Annotated in this window: 21 protein-coding genes; 9 read left to right on the forward strand and 12 right to left on the reverse strand. The window is 35.0% G+C overall.

Annotation, left to right across the window (positions count from 1 at the left end; all coding sequences use genetic code 11):
• Positions 1-2: 2 nt before the first annotated feature.
• The 6 genes from bioD to J0M08_10515 all read right to left on the reverse strand — a co-directional run bounded on the left by bioD (position 3) and on the right by J0M08_10515 (position 4828).
• A complete protein-coding gene (gene bioD, locus J0M08_10490) occupies positions 3-623 on the reverse strand; it encodes a dethiobiotin synthase (protein MBN8703484.1) in 621 nt (206 codons plus the stop codon).
• A 1-nt stretch (position 624) separates the two neighbouring features.
• Positions 625-1767, reverse strand: coding sequence for a pyridoxal phosphate-dependent aminotransferase family protein (locus tag J0M08_10495; GenBank protein ID MBN8703485.1), 1143 nt, complete (start codon positions 1765-1767; stop codon positions 625-627).
• Between the two features lie 17 nt (positions 1768-1784).
• Positions 1785-2501: a hypothetical protein gene (locus J0M08_10500; protein MBN8703486.1), complete on the reverse strand. Its 717-nt coding sequence runs from the start codon at positions 2499-2501 to the stop codon at positions 1785-1787.
• 10 nt (positions 2502-2511) lie between these two features.
• Positions 2512-3498 carry a biotin synthase BioB gene (bioB, locus tag J0M08_10505; protein ID MBN8703487.1) on the reverse strand — a complete coding sequence of 329 codons (987 nt, stop codon included), beginning with the start codon at positions 3496-3498 and terminating at the stop codon, positions 2512-2514.
• 66 nt (positions 3499-3564) lie between these two features.
• Positions 3565-3999, reverse strand: a complete 435-nt coding sequence (locus tag J0M08_10510; protein MBN8703488.1) for an AAA family ATPase — start codon at positions 3997-3999, stop codon at positions 3565-3567.
• A gap of 19 nt (positions 4000-4018) precedes the next feature.
• On the reverse strand, positions 4019-4828 hold the full coding sequence (locus J0M08_10515) for a response regulator transcription factor (GenBank protein ID MBN8703489.1): 810 nt from the start codon (positions 4826-4828) through the stop codon (positions 4019-4021).
• Between the two features lie 115 nt (positions 4829-4943).
• Here J0M08_10515 and J0M08_10520 point away from each other — a divergent pair, with 115 nt between their 5' ends.
• From J0M08_10520 to J0M08_10550, 7 genes are all read left to right on the forward strand, one after another.
• Positions 4944-5819: a hypothetical protein gene (locus J0M08_10520; GenBank protein ID MBN8703490.1), complete on the forward strand. Its 876-nt coding sequence runs from the start codon at positions 4944-4946 to the stop codon at positions 5817-5819.
• Between the two features lie 35 nt (positions 5820-5854).
• Positions 5855-6337, forward strand: a complete 483-nt coding sequence (locus J0M08_10525; protein MBN8703491.1) for a hypothetical protein — start codon at positions 5855-5857, stop codon at positions 6335-6337.
• Positions 6338-6351: 14 nt separating this feature from the next.
• Complete coding sequence (thrS, locus tag J0M08_10530) at positions 6352-8295, forward strand: threonine--tRNA ligase (protein ID MBN8703492.1); 1944 nt, start codon at positions 6352-6354, stop codon at positions 8293-8295.
• A gap of 123 nt (positions 8296-8418) precedes the next feature.
• Positions 8419-8910 (forward strand): translation initiation factor IF-3, encoded by a 492-nt coding sequence (infC, locus tag J0M08_10535; GenBank protein MBN8703493.1) that lies wholly within the window; start codon positions 8419-8421, stop codon positions 8908-8910.
• Between the two features lie 37 nt (positions 8911-8947).
• On the forward strand, positions 8948-9142 hold the full coding sequence (gene rpmI, locus J0M08_10540; protein MBN8703494.1) for a 50S ribosomal protein L35: 195 nt from the start codon (positions 8948-8950) through the stop codon (positions 9140-9142).
• An 82-nt stretch (positions 9143-9224) separates the two neighbouring features.
• Positions 9225-9569 carry a 50S ribosomal protein L20 gene (gene rplT, locus J0M08_10545; GenBank protein ID MBN8703495.1) on the forward strand — a complete coding sequence of 115 codons (345 nt, stop codon included), beginning with the start codon at positions 9225-9227 and terminating at the stop codon, positions 9567-9569.
• 105 nt (positions 9570-9674) lie between these two features.
• Entirely contained in the window at positions 9675-10295 is a 621-nt protein-coding gene (locus J0M08_10550; protein MBN8703496.1) for a hypothetical protein, read from the forward strand.
• Between the two features lie 186 nt (positions 10296-10481).
• Here the strand turns inward: J0M08_10550 and J0M08_10555 are convergent, their stop codons facing one another.
• The 3 genes from J0M08_10555 to J0M08_10565 form a co-directional block, all read right to left on the reverse strand.
• A complete protein-coding gene (locus J0M08_10555; GenBank protein MBN8703497.1) occupies positions 10482-11069 on the reverse strand; it encodes a DUF4294 domain-containing protein in 588 nt (195 codons plus the stop codon).
• Between the two features lie 64 nt (positions 11070-11133).
• Positions 11134-12618, reverse strand: coding sequence for an acetyl-CoA carboxylase biotin carboxylase subunit (gene accC / locus J0M08_10560; GenBank protein MBN8703498.1), 1485 nt, complete (start codon positions 12616-12618; stop codon positions 11134-11136).
• A gap of 110 nt (positions 12619-12728) precedes the next feature.
• Positions 12729-13334 (reverse strand): sigma-70 family RNA polymerase sigma factor, encoded by a 606-nt coding sequence (locus tag J0M08_10565; protein MBN8703499.1) that lies wholly within the window; start codon positions 13332-13334, stop codon positions 12729-12731.
• Between the two features lie 174 nt (positions 13335-13508).
• Here J0M08_10565 and uvrA point away from each other — a divergent pair, with 174 nt between their 5' ends.
• Together uvrA and J0M08_10575 are read left to right on the forward strand one after the other, a co-directional pair.
• Positions 13509-16361: an excinuclease ABC subunit UvrA gene (uvrA, locus tag J0M08_10570; GenBank protein MBN8703500.1), complete on the forward strand. Its 2853-nt coding sequence runs from the start codon at positions 13509-13511 to the stop codon at positions 16359-16361.
• Positions 16348-18534 carry a tetratricopeptide repeat protein gene (locus tag J0M08_10575; protein MBN8703501.1) on the forward strand — a complete coding sequence of 729 codons (2187 nt, stop codon included), beginning with the start codon at positions 16348-16350 and terminating at the stop codon, positions 18532-18534. The genes uvrA and J0M08_10575 overlap by 14 nt, the downstream gene beginning before the upstream one ends.
• Before the next feature lie 57 nt (positions 18535-18591).
• On the opposite strand, the gene J0M08_10580 is transcribed toward J0M08_10575, so the two are convergent.
• From J0M08_10580 to J0M08_10590, 3 genes are all read right to left on the reverse strand, one after another.
• Positions 18592-20406, reverse strand: a complete 1815-nt coding sequence (locus J0M08_10580; GenBank protein ID MBN8703502.1) for a T9SS type A sorting domain-containing protein — start codon at positions 20404-20406, stop codon at positions 18592-18594.
• A gap of 62 nt (positions 20407-20468) precedes the next feature.
• Positions 20469-21227, reverse strand: coding sequence for a hypothetical protein (locus tag J0M08_10585; protein MBN8703503.1), 759 nt, complete (start codon positions 21225-21227; stop codon positions 20469-20471).
• A complete protein-coding gene (locus tag J0M08_10590; protein MBN8703504.1) occupies positions 21214-23043 on the reverse strand; it encodes a protein BatD in 1830 nt (609 codons plus the stop codon). Before J0M08_10590 ends, J0M08_10585 begins: the two co-directional genes overlap by 14 nt.
• Between the last annotated feature and the right edge of the window lie 65 nt (positions 23044-23108).

Raw genomic sequence — 23108 nt, forward strand, 5'->3', positions numbered from 1 at the left:
ATTTAAATCAGTTCCTTCTCTAGTTGCGCTGCATACTGAGCTACTAACTCTTTCGTAAATTTAGTTTCCTTCTTAATTCGCCCCAAGCACTTGTATTTTGTGTGATTCAGAATGACCTCTTCAGAAAATTTATTTTCAGGACCATTGAATACAATGCCTAACACATTACAATTCCTTTGTTTAAGCAGCTCGTGTGAAAGCAATGTATGATTAATGCTTCCCAAATAAATACTCGACACCAAAATAACATCGGCTTGCAAATACGAAATTAGATCAACTACTAATTCTGTATCATTAATAGGAACCATAAGCCCGCCAGCTCCCTCAACTACAAGAGTATTTGATGTTTTGGGAGTCACGATATCACTAATTTTAATTTCTTTTTTTTCTAATGCAGCCGCTGCATGTGGAGACATGAAAGCCTTTAAAGAAATATACTCGGGATGAATAATGCTGTTACTATTGCTCAACAATCCTCGCACTACATCACTATCTTTGCCCTCTATATCGCCCGACTGTATTGGCTTCCAATAATCTGCATGGAGAGCCTCCGTCACAATGGCCGAAACAATTGTTTTACCAACATCTGTTCCAATTCCTGTTATAAAAATTCGTCTCGACATACTATTTCAATAAATACGATGTAAGTTGATTAGCTAATTTTTCAATTTCATTTGCAGTATTAAAACTGTGCAAACATATTCGTAAACGCTCCTTTCCTAATGCTACGGTTGGGCTCAAAACGGGCTTTATAGCAAATCCGTTCTCTTGCAAAGCTTTTGCAAACTGCTTTACTTGGTTATTTCCGGGAATATGAATAATCTTTATTGGAGTTGTATTTTTAGTGAAATTACTTGTTGGTAATTTATCTAGAAGAGCATTAAATAAATTTATGTTTTCATATAATTTGGAACGCTCTGAATTATGAGCTTTCAAATAATGATACGCTGCTATTATGGTACACAAACTGTGCAATGGCAACGCGGTAGTGTAAATAAAAGACCTTGAAAAATTAATCAAATATTTTTTCAGCAATTCACTTCCCACTACACATGCTCCATGGGCGCCTAAGGCTTTTCCAAAAGTGTGTACCCGAGCAATTACTTTTTTCTCTATACCTAATGCCACCACCAAACCTTCTCCATTCTCTCCAATGATGCCGGTAGCATGCGCTTCATCAACAAGTAAATTAGCACCAACTTGCTCACACAACAAAGCAATTTCCTTCAACGGAGCAACATCTCCATCCATAGAGTAAACAGATTCAACTACAACAAAAACATGTCCTTTTGATCTTTGAAGTTTGTCTTGTAAACTATCCAAATCATTGTGCTTAAAGGCAAACGATTTTGCTAAACTCAAACGAAGTCCATCTCTAATGGATGCATGAACTAACTCATCGTAAATAATTGTGTCGTCTTTCCCGGCAATGCAAGACAGCAACCCCAAATTAGCATCGTAGCCAGAATTGTAGATAAGTGCAGCTTCGGCATGATGATATGCTGCGATTTCAAGCTCCAGCTGCTCGCAAAACTCCGAATTACCCGACAATAAACGAGAACCTCCGGAGCCGTTTATTGTAAGCTCTGTAGATGTATTATAAAACTCAAAGGCTGAATTAGAAATTACTTTATTGCGTGCAAAACCTAAATAGTCATTTGATGTAAAATCTATAATTTCTTTAGATATAGATAACTTTCGCAAAGCATTTTCCGATTGTCTTTTTAAAAGCTTAGCTTGAAATGATTTGTTGGCAGAAAAGTCAATTAAATCCACACCATTACTTATTCTTTTGACACATCAATTCTAATGCCTGAAACAATATTATAGGATACAATATTGTGATTAATAGTACTTGGGGTTTCGTCTTTGTTATTTTTAAAATATTTAAACTCCACACATGGATTAACAAACAAATATACGTGAGGCAGCACCTTATAGTCTGCCAAAAGCCCTAAGTTTAAAAGAAAAGAACGAGCCATTGGTTCTTCTCCAAAAAAGTTAAATCGCTCTATGCCGTTATAATTAAAATAACCTAAACGAGATGTAGCACTAAATGAATACAGCTTATCTGAATCAAATTTAAAGGGGACTTCCAATGTAAAATAGATTTTATCAAATCTAAAACTTTCGTCAAAAATCAAATTAGATTCGGCCGCAGTAGGAGTAGAACTAAGTGCTAATTGGTCGATATAAAATTCTTCAAAACTAATTCCCAATCCCATTCTTACTTTCATTACAGGAAAAGACGCTTCGTAGTTGTAAAATTTCGTTGGATTCTTTGCTGTAAACTGAATTTCACCTGAGCGAATTACATTTCCACTCTTATCATAAATTACGGCATTCGTAAGAGTTGAATACCAACGAGCTGTACCAAAACCATAACTTGCAGCAACAAAATATTTTTTCTGCTTTCTAAAACTTCCTGCACCTTCTTCTTGCGAAAATAATACAGGCAAACAAAACAAGATTGCTAGAGCCGAAAATAGTACTTTTTTCAAATTAAAAATTTTAGAGTTGTTCAACGGAAACCTTTTGCTTTGCATCCTTAAATGCAGCTTTGGGTTTTAATCCAAGTATTGAAAACATTTCCATATCCTCGTTAAAATTAGGATTAGGAGTTGTAAGTAATTTATCTCCGGCAAAAATAGAATTAGCTCCGGCTAAAAAGCACAATGCTTGCCCCTCCAAACTCATTTGGGTGCGCCCTGCAGATAGCCTTACAGCTGTTTTAGGCATAGCAATACGAGTTGTGGCCACCATACGCACCATTTCCCAAATTGGGACCAACGGTTGTTTCTCAAGTGGAGTGCCTTCTACAGGAACCAACGCATTAATAGGAACCGACTCCGGCTGAGGACTTAATGATGTTAGTGTCAAAAGCATGTCAATTCTGTCTTCTACAGACTCTCCCATGCCAATAATACCTCCGGAACATACAGTAACTCCGGCTTTACGCACATTATTGATTGTACCCAATCTGTCTTCGTAAGTACGTGTTGAAATTATATTTGTATAATATTCTTTAGATGTATCTATATTATGATTGTAAGCATATAATCCAGCGTCAGCAAGCTTTTGAGCTTGAGATTCGTTTAACATGCCCAAGGTGCAACAAACCTCCATCTCTAGCGAGTTTACCGCTTTTACCATTTCTAACACATTATCAAAATCTCTGTTATCTCGCACTTCACGCCATGCAGCGCCCATGCACAATCTAGAGGCACCAGCTTCTTTAGCTTTTTTCGCGGCAGAAGAAACCTGCTCCACACTCATCAGCTTATGCACATTAACATCGGTGTGGTATCTAGCTGCTTGAGGGCAATAGCCGCAATCTTCCGGACATCCTCCGGTTTTAACAGAAAGTAACGAACTTACCTGAACTTCATTTGCATCATGATTTGCACGATGTACTGAAGCTGCTTTAAAAACTAAATCAAGTAATGGAAGATTGTAAATATCCAATAACTCTTGTTTCGTATATTTTATAGTCGACATATATTAATGTGGGTGTGTAACAAATATAACATTTTATGGAAATTAGTCAATAGCCCTAAAAAGGCTTTAAACACTAGGAAGTAAACAAACGTGGTATTTAGCAGCCATTTTTTGAAGTTGTTCCTCTCCTATTCCATGAATATTTTTTCCATTGTGCCTATTTTCAACGGTAACAACAAATAACGAATAATTAAATTCCATTGCTAATTTAAAGTATGGCTCCATTTCCCATTCCAATGTAAAAGTATTGTGTACAATGATTTTGGAGTGCTGCAGTTGCATACTTTCCTTCACACGAAGTTCACATTGCTTGTATGCCAAGTAATTTTTATCAAATTCAAAATGATAATTTCCAGTTTCCGAATCGGTAAAAAAATCATCTATTGATGCAATTGGATATTTGCCATTTTCGCTTAACACATTTGCTAATGTCGATTTCCCGCTACCAGGCAAGCCTCTAAGAATAATCAACGCCTTGTCCGACAACTTATCACCCAGCATAAAATAGAAAATATGGAAATTAAATAGTATTCATTCTACTTAAAAAATCAGGTAAAATCCTTCGCGCAACTGGTACTTGAAATTCGTCTGATAAAAATAGAATATTCCCCTCCTTTCGGCTAAACTCCTTCAAATGATGAGCTATATTAACAATAAACGAACGATGTGTTCTAAAAAACAAACGTTTATCCAAAATATCTTCGAAGCGTTTAATACTACCGCAGCTCAAATACTTACGTTTATTGGTTAGATAAATAGTTGTGTAATTTTCATCAGCTTCTAAAAAAATTATTTCCTCATTACGTGCCACCACAAAACCATCACTTGTAGGAATAGCAATACTTCCAGGAGTTCCAGATGTAACTAAACTATCCAACATTTTTTGAATTGAGTTGGTAGGTACTTCCTGCACATCATCTTCATTAGCAGCTACATCGCCCACAGGTTGTGGCTTAGCTACCGATTTAGACTTTACCACTTTGGCTACGGAATTTCGCAATTCTTCAATATCGATAGGCTTTTCCAAATAATCAATTGCATTTGCTTTAAATGCTTTTAATGCAAATTGATTGTGCGCTGTGGTAAAAACAACATCAAAATCACGTTTTGCGAGAGAACTTAAAAACATAAACCCATCCTCTCCGGGCATTTTTATATCTAGAAAAACTAATTCAGGTTTTGTTTCATCCACCAAGGCCTTAGCTTTATCTGCCGACTCCGCAATTCCGACAACCTCAATTTCCGGACAAAATTCTTCAAGCATCATTTTAAGATTGCTTCTTGCATTAAACTCATCATCTACAACAAGGGTTCTAATTTTTGGTGTCATATTCTGGTGTTTCTTTAAACTTAATTTTTTTTTAGGAAATAGTAAAATATATATGTATTACTTTTCATTTATATCTATTTTTTTCTAGATTAGTGGGTATTAACATAAAAAAGCTATGAACATAAAATCTATTTCGATTAGAACTGCATTAGTTGCAAGTGTACTTACAATTTACTCCTGTGGTGGTGGTGAACCTAAAGAATCTCCAGATACTGCTCCAACAACAGACTCTACCGAAGTACAAGCGGAAGTAGAATCAGAAGCACCAACCTATCCATTGCCATCTCCGCTTCAAATTGCATCTATTTTTAAAAAATCAGGATTGAAATATTTTGAAGGATTAACAAACCCGACATCAAATATTTCTAAATACTCATCAAACACAAGCAAATCAATCAACCTAGGTGTATATAGTGCAGATATGGCATATGCTGCATTAAACAAGCAAAATCAAGCCACTATTGATTATTTGAAAGCTTCTCGCCAATTGGCAGATCAAATGGGCATGGGCAGCATTTTCGAAACAAATAATCTATTTAAACGTTTTGAAAAAAATGTTTCTAACGAAGATTCGCTTGCTTCTATTATTGCCGAATTGCAAATGGAAACAGATATGTATTTAGAGGATAACGAACGCGAACATGTTTCGGCTATTGTATTTGCAGGCGCTTGGACAGAAAGCATGTACATAGGCTCAAAAGTATACGAAAAAAATAAAGATGCTAAAATTACTGCACGTATTGTTGAGCAAATGACTATATTAACAAACATTATTCATGTGTTAAAATCATATGAAGCAAAAGACAACACAATCACTTCTATTGTAACTGATTTGTCGTTAATTAAAGATACCTATGCAGGTTTAGAAAGTGTAAAAAAAGCACAAGCTAACGATAGCGAAGACGCACCAGCCATTGTATTAACTGAAGCGGAAGCAATGTTGGTTTCTAAACAAATTATTGAGGTTAGAACCAAATTTATAAACGGGTAATTATAATTTACACTTCAAAATAATATTCATACAAAATGAAAAAAATAATCTCTGCTCTTTTACTTACTACTATTTTAGTATTTGTATTCAACGTACATACAAATGCACAATGTAAGGCAAAACAAATAGCAAAAAGTTGCCGTGGTGCAATGAAACCTTATTATTACGATGGTTTTGCAGAAAGCGAAATTACTATTGGAAAAAAAGCGAAGAAACAAGAAATAGAATTTACTGCATTCGGAAAACAAAAATACAAATTGATTTTTTGCACATCCGGCTTTCCTGAAAATGTAAGTATTAACATTTACGACAAAGGAAAAACCAAACCAAACAGAACCAAAGTGTATAGCAACGAAAGCATTAATAAAGCGGAATGGGTTGTAGCACCTGCAAAAACAACAACATACTATATTGAGTACGATATTCCGGAAGGAACATCTGCTCCAAGAAAAGAATGTGTGATAATGCTTATAGGATTTGATGAAAAATCGGCCGTTGGTTATGGCGATGACGAGTAACAGCTTAAAAATTTATGGAAAGTACAATTAGTGTTACCTTGCCGGATGGCTCTGTAAGGCAATACCCAAAAGGAACGAGTGCCATGCAAATAGCATCGAGCATTAGTGAAGGGTTGGCTCGCAATGTGCTTGCAGCTAAAGTAAATAACGACATTTGGGATGCTAGTCGATCCATAGATACAGATTGCAATCTAAAACTAATTACCTGGGATGATCCAGACGGTAAATCTACCTTATGGCATTCCTCTGCCCACCTTATGGCAGAAGCTTTAGAGGCATTGTATCCCAATGTTAAATTTGGAATTGGACCCGCCATAGAAACCGGATTTTATTACGATGTAGATTTGGGCTCTCAAATTTTATCATCGGATGATTTCAAAAAAATTGAAGATAAAATGCTTCAATTAGCTCAACAAAAAAACAACTATGTTCGCAAAGAAGTTTCTAAAAAAGATGCAATAGCTTACTTTACAGAAAAAGGAGACGAGTATAAATTAGATTTATTAAAGGATTTAGAAGACGGTACCATTACATTTTACCAACAAGGTAATTTTGTTGATTTATGCCGTGGCCCTCACATTCCAAACACCAGCTTTATAAAAGCTGTGAAACTAATGAATTTGGCTGGTGCATACTGGAAAGGCGATGAAAAGAACAAACAACTAACCAGGATATACGGTGTTACTTTTACTAAACAAAAAGAATTAACCGATTATCTTTTATTGCTCGAAGAAGCAAAAAAACGCGACCACAGAAAACTTGGAAAAGAGTTAGAATTATTTACTTTTTCTGAAAAAGTTGGAATGGGTCTTCCGATGTGGCTTCCCAAAGGGGCAATGTTGAGAGAAAAATTAGTGCAGTTTCTTCAAAAAGCACAAGTTAAATCAGGATATCTTCCGGTAATTACACCTCATATTGGGAATAAAAATCTATATATAACATCAGGGCATTACGAAAAATACGGAAAAGACTCCTTTCAACCGATTAATACTCCACACGAAGGGGAGCAATTTTTCTTAAAACCGATGAACTGTCCGCATCATTGCGAAATTTACAAATCATCTCCAAAATCATACAAAGACTTACCGGTACGCTATTCCGAGTTTGGCACTGTTTATAGATACGAAATGGCGGGGGAATTACACGGATTAACCCGCGTAAGAGGCTTTACACAAGATGATGCCCACTTATTTTGCCGTCCGGATCAAGTAAAAGAAGAGTTTTGCAAAGTAATTGATTTAGTGCTTTATGTGTTTAAAGCACTGGATTTTACAGATTATACAGCCCAAATCTCATTGCGCGACCCTGAAAACAAAACTAAATACATTGGTTCAGACGAAAATTGGAAATTGGCAGAGCAAGCCATCATTGAATCTGCTGCCGAAAAAGGACTTAAAACAGTTGTTGAATTAGGAGAAGCTGCATTCTATGGCCCAAAATTGGATTTTATGGTTAAAGATGCGCTCGGAAGAAAATGGCAATTGGGAACAATACAAGTAGATTATAACTTACCTGAATGCTTTGAATTGGAATATACAGGTAGCGACAACCAAAAACACCGCCCTGTAATGATTCACAGAGCTCCATTTGGCTCGTTAGAACGATTTGTGGCAGTTTTGATAGAGCATTGTGCCGGAAATTTTCCGTTATGGCTAACACCGGACCAACTTTCAATACTTCCGATAAGTGATAAATTTAATAATTATGGCGAAAAAGTTTTAAATTATCTAAAAAATTCCGATATTCGCGCCCTATTTGATGATCGTTCTGAAAAAATTGGAAAGAAAATTAGAGAGTCGGAAATAAAGAAAATTCCAATGATGTTGGTTATAGGAGAGAAGGAAGAAACTAACAACGAAGTGGCTGTTAGGCTTCATGGAGGTAAGGATTTAGGAACCATGTCGTTAGAAAATTTTGTTAGTTTTTTCAAACAAGAAGAAAATAAAGTATTAAACTAAATATAGGAGGTTACCATAGCAACACAATTTAATGGTCCAAAACCGGGAGGAGGACCAAGACCATTTCAACCAAGAGGAGGATTTAATCCTTACAGAGGCCCTAAAAAAGAGGCAGCTCATCAAATAAATGAGCTTATTCGAGCAAAAACTGTTCGCGTAGTAGGAGAAGGCATAGAACCTGGAGTTTATCCAATTGAGCAAGCGTTAAAAATTGCTCAAGATGCAGGTTTAGATTTAGTAGAAATTTCAGGAACTGCGGTTCCTCCCGTATGTAAGGTAATTGATTATAAGAAATTTTTATACGAACAAAAAAAGAAGCAAAAAGAGTTAAAAGCTAAAGCTGCAAAGGTTGTTGTAAAAGAGATTCGCTTTGGACCGCATACAGATGAGCACGATTTCAATTTTAAAAAGAATCATGCTATCAAATTTTTACAAGAAGGCTCGAAAGTAAAAGCTTTTGTAATGTTTAGAGGAAGAACGATAATGTTTAAAGAGCAAGGCGAAATTTTATTGTTACGTTTTGCACAAGAGTTGGATGAGTACGGGAAACCAGAAAAACTTCCAGCATTAGAAGGTAAAAGGATGTTTATGCTGATAACACCTAAGAAGAAGTAAAATAAAATAAATTAGAAACAATATAATTTTTATACAAATGCCTAAGATGAAGACCAATTCCAGCGCAAAAAAAAGGTTTAAAGTAACCGGCTCTGGAAAAATTAAAAGAAAGCAAGCATTCAAAAGACATATTTTGACCAAAAAAGATACTAAAAGAAAAAGAAAATTAACGAAAGATGGATTAGTGCATGTATCTGACATGAACAGAGTAATGGACATGCTAGGAATGTAAATTTCAATAAATTAATTATAAACCCGACAATCAGCTCAATAAGTCTTAGAAATAAGCGCTGCTTGTCAAAAAACAAAAAGTTATGCCAAGATCGGTAAACGCGGTTGCATCAAGAGCAAGACGCAAAAAGGTACTAAAACAAACAAAAGGGTATTGGGGTTCACGTAAAAACGTTTGGACAATTGCAAAAAACGTTCGTGAAAAAGGTTTAACATATGCTTATCGCGATAGAAAAACCAAAAAACGTAATTTTAGAGCACTTTGGATTCAACGTATTAATGCTGGTGTAAGAGAATTCGGAATGTCTTATTCTGAGTTTATGGGTAAAATTCACACTAAAAATATTGATATAAACAGAAAGGTTTTAGCTGATTTAGCGCTAAACAATCCGGATGCTTTTAAAGCAATTGTAGAATCTGTAAAATAGAATTTACATCCAATAAAAGAAAAACCCACGCAAATGCGTGGGTTTTTCTTTTATACTAAATCCTACCATACTAAACCGCACACTTATTGCGTTAGCTTACTTACTATGCTACCTAAATCCCCCATACAATTATCAATTATACTGCACACTTGTCTGTTTTTTAGCGTAGTTGCGCAAACAAACACAACAAAAGAGCCTGCCAAACAATCTTCATCAACAGATTGCCCAACTTGGAATACGAAGAAAAAATCGAGCAAAGCAGATTACTTGGAATATTTGAGAAACAATCAAGGCAAAAAAAAGGAAACGGCTAAGCCAACCGATACCAAGATTGTAAAAAACGAAGAAAAAAATAGTAACGAAAAACCCACCACAGAAAACTCTACTTTTTATACTCGAAAACGATATACTAAAAACGAAACAACCAAAGAAACTATCCAGTTTGAAGGCGTTAAACAAGATGTATCAAAACGAGAAGATAAGAAATCGGAAAAATTAGTAGAACCTGTTTTAGAAAAAGAAGAAACTTCCATAAATACTTCTGTACAACCTGCTATTCAAAAAGAAGAAACAATTAGTCCAGAAAATAGTGCAAAGATTGATGCTCCAACTACTCCAGAAAAAAACAAAAAATCAAAAACTGAAAAAAAATTGACCAAATTATTTAGCAGGAAAAACAACAAGGCGCATAAGCCCAATTATAAAAAGTGTCCAAAGTTTTCGTAAGCACATATTGCTGTTGTTTTTTGAGCGAATTCCAACAGTTGGCTTGTTCGGAGCACTTCAAAATAAACTTGTACGAAAGATTGATAGTAGCGACTTCGATGTTGTACTTTATCGCCAATTAAGAAAGCAGGCCATTAGTTTTTCAAAAACTAATACTACCTAATTATACTTTAATTTGAAAAAAAATTATATCTCGCCACTCTCAATTAGATAAATAACATCCTCTATCATTTTGTCTTTCCCTTTGGGGTCGTATTCCGACTTTAAGGAAGAACCAAACAACGATGCAAGGGATTGCCACATAAATGCAGAAAAAGAACCTCGCAAATCTTTTACAAGCTCATACGATGTTTCTCCCGTTTGACGATCAATTAGTTTTATTAAAATTTTCCCTTGCGTTACGGTAAGTTTTTTAAGGTCGGCTGCAAACTGCTGTTTTAGCTCTTCTTCGGCAGTTTTCATGTAACGCTTGCGCTCTATTTCATTTTTCATGGTAGCCAACTTTGCATTGTACTCCTTTAGCTTAGCTTCCGCCATAATTGCATACGGATATACCTTTTTAACATCGCGTTTTAGCTTCCAATAAATTTCTTGTTGTTTTTTATTCTTAAATATTCTATCTCCAACAATTCTAACTTCGTTCAAGCTTATGTATGGCATGGTATCTCCGTCAACAATAACGGCTCTAACAGGAATCCCCTTTAAAGCATTAGTTTCCTGTGCCGATAGAAAACCGACAAAGAATAAACAAACAAAGGACAGAATATATTTCATTAACTACTTAAATGGCAAAATATGTGCCAATCCTAACACATTAAACGCAACAATTTAAAAAAAGTTACCGATTTTGCTTCCATTTCGAAACTTTTTTGGGTGTTGCTGCAACTGCCCCACCTGCGTTAACCAACTGACTGTCAGCATACAAAAACACAGACAATGCGGCTGCCAACTCATTAATTGCAATATTCTTCTTCTTAAAATTTTGCGGGTCGAAATATTTTTTCACAAAATGAGTATCGAAATTTCCGGATATAAATGCCTCATGATTCAATACGAATCGGCAAAAATCGAGTGTTGTTTCTACACCTGTTATTTCATAATCATCAATAGCTCGAATAGTTCTATCAATAGCTTCCTTGCGAGTTCCTGCATGACACACTAATTTTGCAATCATGGGGTCGTAATAAATTGAGATATCCATCCCCTCTTCAAATCCATCATCTACGCGAATCCCCGGCCCTTTAGGAATTCTGTAGGTTGCCAATTTCCCGATATCAGGTAAAAAATTATTAGCCGGATCTTCAGCATATACACGCACTTCAATGGCATGACCATTTATTTTCAAATCTTCTTGGGTAAACGAAAGCTTTTCGCCTCGAGCAACTCTAATTTGCTCCTTTACCAAATCTACTCCGGTTATCATCTCTGTTACCGGGTGCTCTACCTGTAACCGAGTATTCATTTCTAAAAAATAAAAATTTTTATTTTCATCCAGTAAAAACTCTACCGTACCAGCTCCTTCGTAATTACAAGCTTTGGCAACAGCAACAGCACACTCACCCATTTGCCTGCGCAATTCAGGGTTTAATACAGATGAAGGAGCTTCCTCCACCACTTTTTGATGTCTGCGCTGAACAGAACATTCGCGCTCAAACAAATAAACTACATTTCCGTGGCTATCGCCCAATACCTGAATTTCGATATGACGAGGGCCTGCTACATATTTCTCGATAAAAACAGAACCATCTCCAAAAGCAGATGTAGCTTCACTTACAGCCAACTTCATTTGCTCTTCAAACATCTCTACATTATCTACAATGCGCATCCCTTTACCACCACCACCGGCACTTGCTTTAATCAATATTGGAAATCCTATAGACGTTGCAATTTTCTTTGCGGCATTTACATCTGTTATAGCCTCTTCGGTACCAGGAACTAAGGGTATTTTATATTTCTTGGCAGCATTCTTTGCAGAAAGTTTATCGCCCATCATATCCATTGAGTAAGGAGATGGTCCAATAAATACAATGCCTGCATCTTTTACCTTTTGCGCAAACTCGGCATTTTCAGATAAAAAACCATAACCGGGATGAATACCTTCTACGCTCAACTCCTTAGCTACTTTTATAATCTTATCCATATTCAAATAAGATTGAGAAGAAGCCGGAGGACCAATACAAACGGCTTCATCAGCATACCTTACAAAAGGTGCATTTCTATCTGCTTCGGAAAATATTGCAACTGTAGAAATGCCCATTTCTTTGCAAGAGCGCATTACTCGCAATGCAATTTCGCCTCTATTGGCAACTAAAATTTTACGCATAGATTAAAAGTAAATGCAACGTTAAAAAGTACATGTTGCACTTACTAATGTACTAAAACAGGAAATAATTTGCGAATATATTTTTAGGGGATACTATAAATTTTTTCTCCTTACGCCTCTACACAAATATTACTTTCTTCCAACATCTTTTTCAGATTCAACAGTGCATAGCGCATACGCCCCAAAGCTGTATTTATACTTACATTGGTAGTTTCTGCAATTTCCTTGAAGCTCATATCGTAACTATGGCGCATCATGAGCACCTCTCGCTGCTCATCGGGCAACTGACTAATAAGCGTGCGGAGTCCTTTCTGAGTTTGCTTTCTTAGCACTTTATCTTCAATACTTTCATCGTACACTTTTATAGTATTAAAAATATCCACCTCTTCTCCATCTTCATTTACTGCTCCGGAAACAGTTGGCAGCTTTTTATCTTTTCGGTAAAAATCAATTATCAAATTATGTGCGATACGCATACTCCAATTAATAAACTTTCCCTCTTCGTTGTATTGTCCACGCTTTAGGGTGTTTATTATCTTAAAAAAAGTGTCTTGAAAAATATCCTCAGCCAATTCTCTTGAATTAACATGAGTATAGATATAGCTATAAATTTTTTTCTGATGACGAACAATTAAAGACTCGAGTGCTTCTTCACTTCCCGTTAAATATAAATTGATTAATTTCTCGTCAGAAATAAACTGTTTTGCAGTAGACATGTTTCCTCCTTTTTTAATTAGTTGTGTAATTAAGTTAAAAGAGTAACAGTTTATTCTATAGATAGTATTTTTTAGTTGTAAGACGTTGTAACCTACAAATAGTTACAATCAATTTTATCAAACATACACTATTTTTTTAGAAAAGGCAATAATTTGTAACTAATTTTGTGTTCTATGGGAAATAAGCCACTGACAATCAGTAAAAACTTGGAGAAAACCGATGAGAAAAAAAATATTTTCATCAAAGGCGCACGGGTTCATAATTTAAAAAATGTTGATGTTACTATTCCAAGAAATAAGTTTGTTGTAATTACAGGCGTATCGGGTTCCGGGAAATCGTCATTGGCTTTTGATACGTTATATGCAGAAGGGCAACGGAGATATGTAGAAAGTTTATCGGCATATGCTCGTCAATTTTTAGGAAGGATAGAAAAACCTGCGGTAGATTATATTAAAGGAATTTCTCCGGCAATAGCTATTGAACAAAAAGTTACTACACGCAATCCAAGATCGACCGTAGGAACAACAACCGAAATATATGATTACCTAAAATTACTTTTTGCCCGAGTTGGAAAAACATACAGTCCTGTATCGGGAAATATTGTGAAACGGCATACTGTGCAAGATGTAGTTGATGAAATTATTTCGAAACCGGATAACGCTAAAATTCAAATACTATCAAAAATAAGCATTGCAAAGAATAAAAACAGTGCAGAGCAACTACAACTATTGTTGCAACAGGGCTTTTCTAGAATTAAAATTAATGACGAAACCAAACGTTTGGATGAATTAGTGCAGGCAAAAATTTCCGCATCTGATTCCTTATATCTAATTATCGACCGAATAGTGCTAAGTAAAGATGATGACGATTTGATGAATAGAATTGCAGATTCTGTTCAGACAGCATTTTTTGAAGGAGAAGGAGAATGCACTATCGAATATTTAGATGAGAAAAAAAATAAACTAAAAATATTTTCGAACAAATTTGAATTGGATGGCATTACATTCGAAGAGCCGAATGTGCATTTTTTCAGCTTTAACAATCCAATTGGCGCTTGCAAACACTGCGAAGGATTTGGCAGTGTGATAGGCATTGATGAAAATTTAGTAATTCCGAATAAAAATTTATCGGTGTATGAAGATGCCATAGTTTGCTGGAGAGGCGAGCGAATGAGCGAATGGAAAAATGAATTACTTAAAGTAGCTCACAAGTTTGACTTTCCGGTGCATAAGCCCATAATAGAGCTATCAGAAAAAAATAAAAAACTTTTGTGGAGTGGCAATGAGTATTTTGGTGGGCTAAACAAATTCTTTAAACATCTAGAGGAACAAGCCTACAAAATACAGTATAGAGTAATGTTATCGCGCTACCGAGGCAAGACAATTTGCCCGGAATGCCAAGGAACAAGATTGCGAAAAGATGCTTCGTACGTCAAGGTATCAGGCAAATCAATTAGTGAATTAATATTACAACCTGCAGAAGAAAATCTGCTATTTTTTAAACACATTAAACTAAATGAAACTGAGAAGCAGATAGCGAAACGAATTGTAGTAGAAATAACCAATAGACTACAATTTTTAGTAGATGTTGGTCTCGGATATTTAACGTTAAATAGACTATCAAACACCTTATCTGGAGGAGAATCACAACGTATTAATTTAGCTACATCGCTTGGCAGCAGCCTAGTTGGCTCTATGTATATATTAGATGAACCTAGCATTGGGCTGCACTCTCGCGATACAGAAAGACTAATTGGCGTTTTAAAATCGCTAAAGAATATTGGCAATACTGTTATTGTGGTTGAACATGACGAAGAAATAATACGCGCATCGGATGTATTAATTGACATGGGACCATTAGCAGGCACACTTGGTGGAGAAGTTGTTTTTGCGGGAGACCACAACGATATTTTAACTGCGGAAAAAAGCCTAACAGCCGCATACTTAACAGGAAAAGAAAAAATTGATATCCCATCTACACGCAGAAAAGCTTCAAAATACATTGAGATACTTGGAGCAAGGGAAAATAATTTAAAAAATTTAAATGTTAAATTTCCTTTACAATCTTTTGTTGTAGTAACAGGAGTAAGTGGTTCTGGTAAATCATCGCTTATTAAAAAAGTTTTATATCCTGCTGTAAAAAAATTATTTGGTGGCTACAATGATCTATCCGGCACTTTTGATAATATTAAAGGCGACATAAACAGCATATCTACAATTGAATTTATAGATCAAAATCCAATTGGAAAATCATCTCGCTCCAATCCAGTAACATATGTAAAAGCATATGATGAAATACGTGCCTTATTTGCAGAGCAACCTTTGGCTAAAATGCGAGGATATAAGCCATCCCACTTTTCGTTTAATGTGGATGGTGGTAGATGCGAAACCTGTGAAGGCGAAGGAGAAGTAGAAATAGCCATGCAATTTATGGCAGACATTCATTTAACCTGCGAAGACTGTAACGGTAAAAGGTTTAAGCAAGATGTTTTAGAAATAAAATATAAAGAAAAAAACATTGCAGATATATTAGAACTTACAATCGATGAAGCAATAGATTTTTTCTCTACTGCAAATGAGAAAAACAATACAGACAAAAGGATTATATCAAAAATAAAGCCATTGCAAGATGTAGGCTTGGGGTATGTACATTTAGGACAAGCATCAAGCACCCTGAGCGGTGGAGAAGCGCAACGTATTAAGCTTGCCTCCTTCTTAGGAATGGGTCAAAGCACTACATCTCCTACTCTATTTGTTTTTGATGAGCCAACTACCGGATTGCATTTTCATGATATAAAAAAATTATTGTATTCGTTCAATGCCTTGATTGATCAAGGCCATTCCATACTAGTTATTGAACACAATATGGATATTATTAAATGTGCCGACTGGATAATAGACTTAGGTCCGGAAGGTGGCGACAAAGGTGGAAATATTATTTTTGAAGGCACACCGGAAGAGTTGATAAAAAATAAAATATCTTATACAGCCAAGTACTTAAAAGATAAAATGAATGGGATTAATTAATATGACTAAAAAAAACACCCCTATTTATTCCATTTTTAAATACTTGGGGCTTATTTTGTTTCTTCTATCGAACCAGCTTATTTCACAATCTAACGATGACAAAGAATCTGTATTCGAATTGGAGAAAAACACAACCGACACCTTGCAAATTGTAACGCTTACAGAAAAATGCAAGTCGATAATGCGCACAAATTCATATGCTGCACTTCAAATAGCCGATACTATATATCAGCTGTCCAATGCAGTAGGATATGTGTCGGGCATTAATAATGGCTTGTTTTTAAAAACATTTATTTATCACTTACTTGACGATAATAAAAAAGCATTTTCTGAATGGGAACGATTGAATTACTACCAAAGCAAGAATAATGTAAATCTAGCTTCTGTATGCAAGGCAAATATTTTAGGTGGCGATATTTTTTCGGAAATAGGTAATTACATACGTGCAATTGAATGTTTAACCAAGGCAGAAAAAATTGCGTCTGAAATAAATAATGATAATTTAAAATCCTCTGTTTACCTAAGCCTTGGAGGCATTTATCACGAAGTATTAAAAGATTTTGAGAAAGCTACTTTCTACTATAAACAGGCACTTGCATCTTCCTTTAAAACCAACAACAATGTAAATATTGCTGCCAGCTATAATAACATTGGCAACGTTTTAGTTGCTCAAAACAAAGTTGAAGATGCAATTGACTATTTTAAAAAAGGTCTTGCTCTTTATACTAAAGAAGACACTTCAACCATAAAAGCAGCACTACTATCTAATATTTCTGATGCCGATTATAGTTTTTTCAAAAATTACGAATCATCTATTCTATATGCGGAACAAGCACTTGTAATTTACCAAACGTTAAATGACAAAAAAGGCATAATCGATTCGAAAACAAGATTAGCACTATGCGCTATTGCTCAAAACGAAATCGGGAAAGCGGAAAGCTATTTACTGGAAGCCGAGCAATTATCGAATGAAATTGACTTTATGAAATCGCCCGAATTGTACCAAGCTATGCGCAAGTTATATGAAACAAAAGGAGACTTTACCAATGCTTATAAATACCTAAGCATCTATACACAAATTAAAGATTCACTAACCACACTAGATCAAATAAAAAAAATAAAAGACATCGAAAACAAAGCGCTCGAAACAAAAAGCCAAACAGAAATTGAAATACTAAAACGTGAAAGTTTATTAAATGAGCTTACTAAAAACAATGCGGAAACGGAGCGTAATTTTTTACTAATTGCATCTTTCTTATTCTTAATAATAGCTGCAATTGTTTACAATATGTATCATTTAAAGAAAATAAGTAACAACGCGTTAGAAGAGAAAAAAATTACTATTGAGAACCAGAAAAAAATTGTAGAAAATCAAAAAGAAGTAATTGAAATTGCGAAAGAAAAAATAGTTGATAGTATTACATACGCCAAAACCATACAGCAATCTATCTTACCGAGAATAAATTACATAAAAACATATTTGCCCGAAACCGCTATTTTTTTTCAACCAAAAGATCTAGTGAGTGGTGATTTTTACTGGTTTCATCACGAAAAAAACATATCCTTTATAGCCATCGCAGATTGTACTGGACATGGTGTTCCGGGAGCTCTTATGAGTATGATTGGGAACTCACTACTCAATAAAATCATAATTGAAAACAAAATTACGGAGCCAAACTTAATTTTAAGTGGCATGAACAAAAACATTTACGAAATATTGCAACAAGACAAAGGCGCGCAACAATCGCAAGATGGTATGGATATGGCATTGTGTACATACAATCACACTACTAAAGAATTAAATTATTCCGGGGCTAGGTCAAACATAATTTTAGTAAATCAAAAAGGGGTAAACATGCTTAAATCCACTACAAATGCGGTAGGCGGATTATCACTTAGAAATGAATTAGAACCGGAAAGAAATTACGATAAAAAAACTATTCAAATAACAGAACCAACCTTGCTTTTTATGTTTACAGATGGTTATGCAGACCAAATTGGAGGAGTTGAGCAAAAAAAGCTAGGGATTACAAAATTCAAAGACAATGTAAACGGAACTTTGTTTTTGCCAATTGAAAAAGTAGTAGATCAATTAGTTTACAACTTCAATAGCTGGAAATCGACTAACACTCAAATAGACGATGTACTTGTATTTTGTACACGACTTGGATAAAAAATAAAATCATTAGTCTTCAAAAATATTCGGCACGTAAAATCGAATTTAGTTTTACTAAAATCCAACCACGGCCTTAAATGACTTTATCTTTTCCGAATTACTTAGCACCACAAAATACAATCCGCTAGGAACATTGTTTAGAGACAACACAGAAGTTTTAGTTTCTAGAAAATCTTCTTCAGCAATTACTCTGCCAGACAAATCATATAAAGAAACTTTTCCTGAAAAAGACTTCACAAAATCAATGTATAAATTATTATTATCAACTCTGCTTACAAAATCACCAACGGCATCTATTAATTGAACAGAAGATGGGCCACAAGGAACGAGCAATCCTCTATCATAAAATCTACTGCAAAGTGTTACGAAATTTTGACCTCCATTCAAATTGCTATCTGCTTGAATACACAATCTGGCAGCATCACTCATAGTCATGTTAGAAGCGTAACCATACATGGATTCTAATACTATTTCATCTGTTTTGTTTCGTCCAATATCTCCCCATATTTCCATCAATGTGGATGACCAAATTTCCGCATCTGCATACAAATTAGAAATTAAATCTGTCGGATACTTTTTATTTGAAGTAGATTGCCTTCCACTCCAAAAAACATTATGACCATCCCAAGAAAAAACGTTGTCCCAATTAAATGAGTTCAAAAAACGTGAATAAGAAGACGCAAAATAATCTCCAATAGCTTCTTCAAGCGCAATACGCTCAGAGCCCCCTACTGTATTGGGAGCTGCACTGTGAGAAATTGCATGTCCATATTCGTGTATAATTACATCCGCATCTTCAGCATCATCTACACCTCCTTCTCCAAAAAATAATCTATTAGTTGGCCCAGGCAAAAATTTAGAATTGTCAGATCCATTCATAGCATGAGCATCGACTTCAATTGAATAATTTACCAAATTGGTAAAGCCTAAATTTTGAATGTGCTTTTGAAATTCACTAATATGGAAGAGTGTATTCACATCCTCAAATCCATTGTGCTTTCTAGTATAATTAAAAGAAGGATTTGACACTTCAAATGCAGGTGCTACAACTGGATTATCAAACTCAGTAATTTTTGCATACTGATTTCGCAAATAAAAAGTATCGCCCGAGTAATACACATTCAAAGGCATTACAACTCTTTGATTGTTCAGTGCCGCAGTATCGTTATCGTTGTTGTCAACATAAACACCACCGTAAGTTACACCCGCTGTGGTTAGCGGATCCGGCAAAAAAACAGATGCTGAAACCAAAGAATCTTGAGACGTTGTGGACAGCTTATAGTACAAACATAAATCTCTCTTATACAAAATAGTATTATTCTCATCCAAAATAATTTCAAACGAGTTGTTCAAAACATCAATATACTCTATTCGTATAGCAGCAACAAGTTGTGGCTCCTTATAAAAATAGACATTCTCCTGCGTTAGGTATTTAAGAGGAGGTAGTTTACTAATAAAGGTGTTTGTTGTTGCAATGGAAGGAAAATTCTTCTCTAAAGAAGAAAAAACAAATGAGTTATCAAATACCGATTGAACAATATTGTTATTATTGATAGAAACTTTGACTTGCGCTCTATATATTCTAGTGTTGTTCAAATACTGGTCAAATAGAAAATGCTTTGCTGTTTTACTCTGCACCATATTGGACAAACGTAATTCTGTAGAATAATTTCCATTTGAAGGTATTATAGTTGCTAAATATTGTTTAACATCATCTACATGTGATGAAATAATCTTCTTTGAGGGATAAAAAGATTTGCAAGTTTTAGTATCAATGCCATAATCGAATAAAGGACTTTGCTGTTTGGAGTTTTGCGAAAACACCAAAGTAGAGTACACAAAAAACAGAAGTAGATAGTTCTTTACCATATTAGCAGACTACTCCTAAATATAGCCATAAATGGGGAAAAAGTAAACCTTGAAATAGAAGTTTAAAACAAACCTACAGCAGACTGTGGAATCCAACCAACATCACCATTTGCCAACTTTACTTCCACCCATACTCCGTTAAAAGACTGAATTTTTACTTTGGTACCTTCGTGAAGAATAAACAGTTTTGTGCCATTTGAATTCGGAGAACCTTTTGCTGTAACACTTTGCTCCAACACAATTCCATTGTTTGTTTCACTCGATTTAAGATAGCTCGATTTAGCCATAAAAAACACCGGAATCATTGCACAAAGCAGCACGAGCGAAATAAAAAAGCTAATTCGCTTAAGAACAACTTTCTTTGCAATAAAATAAAGCGTAATAAAACAACAAAACAAAAAAAAGAGTGCAAGAAAAAAAACAGAAAATTGTTTTTCGTTCGACAAGCTATTTATACCATCATTTAGCAAATCGTTTATTAACAATTCCGGTACAGCATCAATCTTATCAACTATTTTCTGATTAGCTAACTTCAAATTAAATGCAATATCCTCATCTGTTCTGTTTAGCTTCTTTGCTTTTTCGTAGTTCAAAATCGCTAATCCTATTTTATTGATTTTAAAATACGCATTACCCAAATTAAAATACAGCTCAGATGACTCATAACCAGATGCAATTATTGACTCATATGAAACAATTGACTTTTCAAAATTAGTATTTGCATACTGTGTATTTGCAGAATCAAATAATACAGCTACAGATGCAGCATGCAGCTTAAAGCCTACAAGCAAAAACAAAAATAATATCTTACGCAATTTCATTTTCAATATTTGTAATAATTGTAACGGTATCTTCGTACACTTTTATTAAGTTTTGCTCGACTGCCGATGGAGCATAGCGAGCCATTTCACAGGTATTAAGCATTTGCAATAACGAACTTACCGACTCCTCTTTAACTTTCATTGAGTCCAATGTATTCTTTATAGAATCTTTAGACAAATTAGAAATTGGAATTGAGAATTTGTCACTTAAATATCCGTACAAGGCTTTAAATATTTCATCGCAAAATAAATCTCTCTTATTCTCCTTTACAAATTGATTTGCTACCGACAATCTTTTTTGAGCTATCTTATTTGCTTTACGACTCTTAAGTGCGACAACATTACTATTTGCTTTATCTTGCGACCGTTTTACCAAAATAAGCGCAAGTGCCAAAAATCCAGGGAAGGCAATTCCTGCATAAAACAAACCACTTCCGAAGAAAAATTCATTTTGCTTTCTCAAACTAGCTGAATTTGTTTTGATATACCTGATATCACTCCCCAACTGCTTTACGCTCTCCTTTGTAACACTTGTAATAACAACATTTTTTGTATCATCCTTATTATCTGATGGATCAACCTGTATAGAAAATTCAGGAGCAGGTAGTGTTACGTAGGACTTCTTTTCGGGATCGAAATATGAAAACGATAAAGCATCCAACTTAAAAGTGCCCTGCTCTCGTGCAATTAACAAATAGTCGAATGTTTTAGATCCAGCAACTCCCGAGGAAGAAACGCTTACATTGTCGGTTACTTTCGGATCATACTTCTCAAACTCTTGAGGAAAATTAACGGCCGGAGCATCTATCAATTTAAGATTACCTCTTCCAGAAATTGTATATACAAGATTAATAGCATCATTAACCTTCAACTTCTCTTTACTTAATTGAGTTTTCATAGTATAATTACCAACTGCTCCAGAAAAATCTTTTGGTTTATTCGCTTCCGGCAATGCACTAACGTCAATCTTTACAGGGCGGCTCTTTATCTTATACGAAACATCTTTGTATCCACCACCTCCAAAAAACTGATCGAAAATACTTTGAGGCGCATTACTACTTCTCTCTCTAACAATACAAGTAACTTCAACAGGTTCAATTTCAAGTGTACCGCTTCTTTGCGGAAACAAAAACACTTTTTTCAATTCTGCAACTTGATACATAGCACCATCAATATTTTCGGTAGTCAATTCAATTTGCCCTTTACTTACCACATCTTGAGACCAAAAACCATTGTAGGATGGCAATTCATAATCCTGAAATCCTCTTAAATTAAGGCGCGTATAAATTTTATGTGATACCATAATCTGCTCTCCTACATATACTTTGGTTTTACTTACGGTGGTTTTCGCAAACAAATTATCATTTGCCGTTTGTTGAGAAGATGAATTTGAATTTCGCTGATTACCTCCGCCAGTACCCGCATTACCTGAACCTTTCACAACTTCGATAACCATAGAATTAGATTCTACTTTCTTCCCATCGGCATTCACAGAGGCGGGTGCTATGGTATACTTACCCTCTTTTTTTGCAGCAATAATATAAGAAAACGAAATAGACTGAGACATATTTCCATTTACAAATTGCATACTCTGCGACTGATTAGGACCCGAATAAACATCAAACTCATTTAATGAAGGCGCCTTAAAACTACTAGCAGATGTATTAATTGCAAACGTAATTTGAAACTGCTCTCCAACAGCAACTACGGTCTTACTGGCACTAGCTGTAAATTTCTGTGCATAAATACTTGTACAAAGCACTATGTACAAAGTACAAAGTAACACAATGGTAATGTATCTATTTATCTGTTTCATTTTCCGTATTACACTTTTAGTAATTCGTATTAAGCTTCTTCAATTTCCATAATAAACGGTACATA

The sequence above is a fragment of the Bacteroidota bacterium genome, assembly GCA_017303975.1.
Lineage (GTDB): Bacteria > Bacteroidota > Bacteroidia > JAFLBG01 > JAFLBG01 > JAFLBG01.

Excerpts from the sequence above, each read along its gene's own strand:
- bioD (MBN8703484.1), bottom strand. The coding sequence starts at position 623 with ATGTCGAGACGAATTTTTATAACAGGAATTGGAACAGATGTTGGTAAA.
- bioB (MBN8703487.1), bottom strand. The coding sequence starts at position 3,498 with ATGTCGACTATAAAATATACGAAACAAGAGTTATTGGATATTTACAAT.
- J0M08_10510 (MBN8703488.1), bottom strand. The coding sequence starts at position 3,999 with ATGCTGGGTGATAAGTTGTCGGACAAGGCGTTGATTATTCTTAGAGGC.
- J0M08_10515 (MBN8703489.1), bottom strand. The coding sequence starts at position 4,828 with ATGACACCAAAAATTAGAACCCTTGTTGTAGATGATGAGTTTAATGCA.
- J0M08_10520 (MBN8703490.1), top strand. The coding sequence starts at position 4,944 with ATGAACATAAAATCTATTTCGATTAGAACTGCATTAGTTGCAAGTGTA.
- J0M08_10525 (MBN8703491.1), top strand. The coding sequence starts at position 5,855 with ATGAAAAAAATAATCTCTGCTCTTTTACTTACTACTATTTTAGTATTT.
- thrS (MBN8703492.1), top strand. The coding sequence starts at position 6,352 with ATGGAAAGTACAATTAGTGTTACCTTGCCGGATGGCTCTGTAAGGCAA.
- rpmI (MBN8703494.1), top strand. The coding sequence starts at position 8,948 with ATGCCTAAGATGAAGACCAATTCCAGCGCAAAAAAAAGGTTTAAAGTA.
- rplT (MBN8703495.1), top strand. The coding sequence starts at position 9,225 with ATGCCAAGATCGGTAAACGCGGTTGCATCAAGAGCAAGACGCAAAAAG.
- J0M08_10550 (MBN8703496.1), top strand. The coding sequence starts at position 9,675 with ATGCTACCTAAATCCCCCATACAATTATCAATTATACTGCACACTTGT.
- J0M08_10555 (MBN8703497.1), bottom strand. The coding sequence starts at position 11,069 with ATGAAATATATTCTGTCCTTTGTTTGTTTATTCTTTGTCGGTTTTCTA.
- accC (MBN8703498.1), bottom strand. The coding sequence starts at position 12,618 with ATGCGTAAAATTTTAGTTGCCAATAGAGGCGAAATTGCATTGCGAGTA.
- J0M08_10565 (MBN8703499.1), bottom strand. The coding sequence starts at position 13,334 with ATGTCTACTGCAAAACAGTTTATTTCTGACGAGAAATTAATCAATTTA.
- uvrA (MBN8703500.1), top strand. The coding sequence starts at position 13,509 with ATGGGAAATAAGCCACTGACAATCAGTAAAAACTTGGAGAAAACCGAT.
- J0M08_10575 (MBN8703501.1), top strand. The coding sequence starts at position 16,348 with ATGGGATTAATTAATATGACTAAAAAAAACACCCCTATTTATTCCATT.
- J0M08_10580 (MBN8703502.1), bottom strand. The coding sequence starts at position 20,406 with ATGGTAAAGAACTATCTACTTCTGTTTTTTGTGTACTCTACTTTGGTG.
- J0M08_10585 (MBN8703503.1), bottom strand. The coding sequence starts at position 21,227 with ATGAAATTGCGTAAGATATTATTTTTGTTTTTGCTTGTAGGCTTTAAG.
- J0M08_10590 (MBN8703504.1), bottom strand. The coding sequence starts at position 23,043 with ATGAAACAGATAAATAGATACATTACCATTGTGTTACTTTGTACTTTG.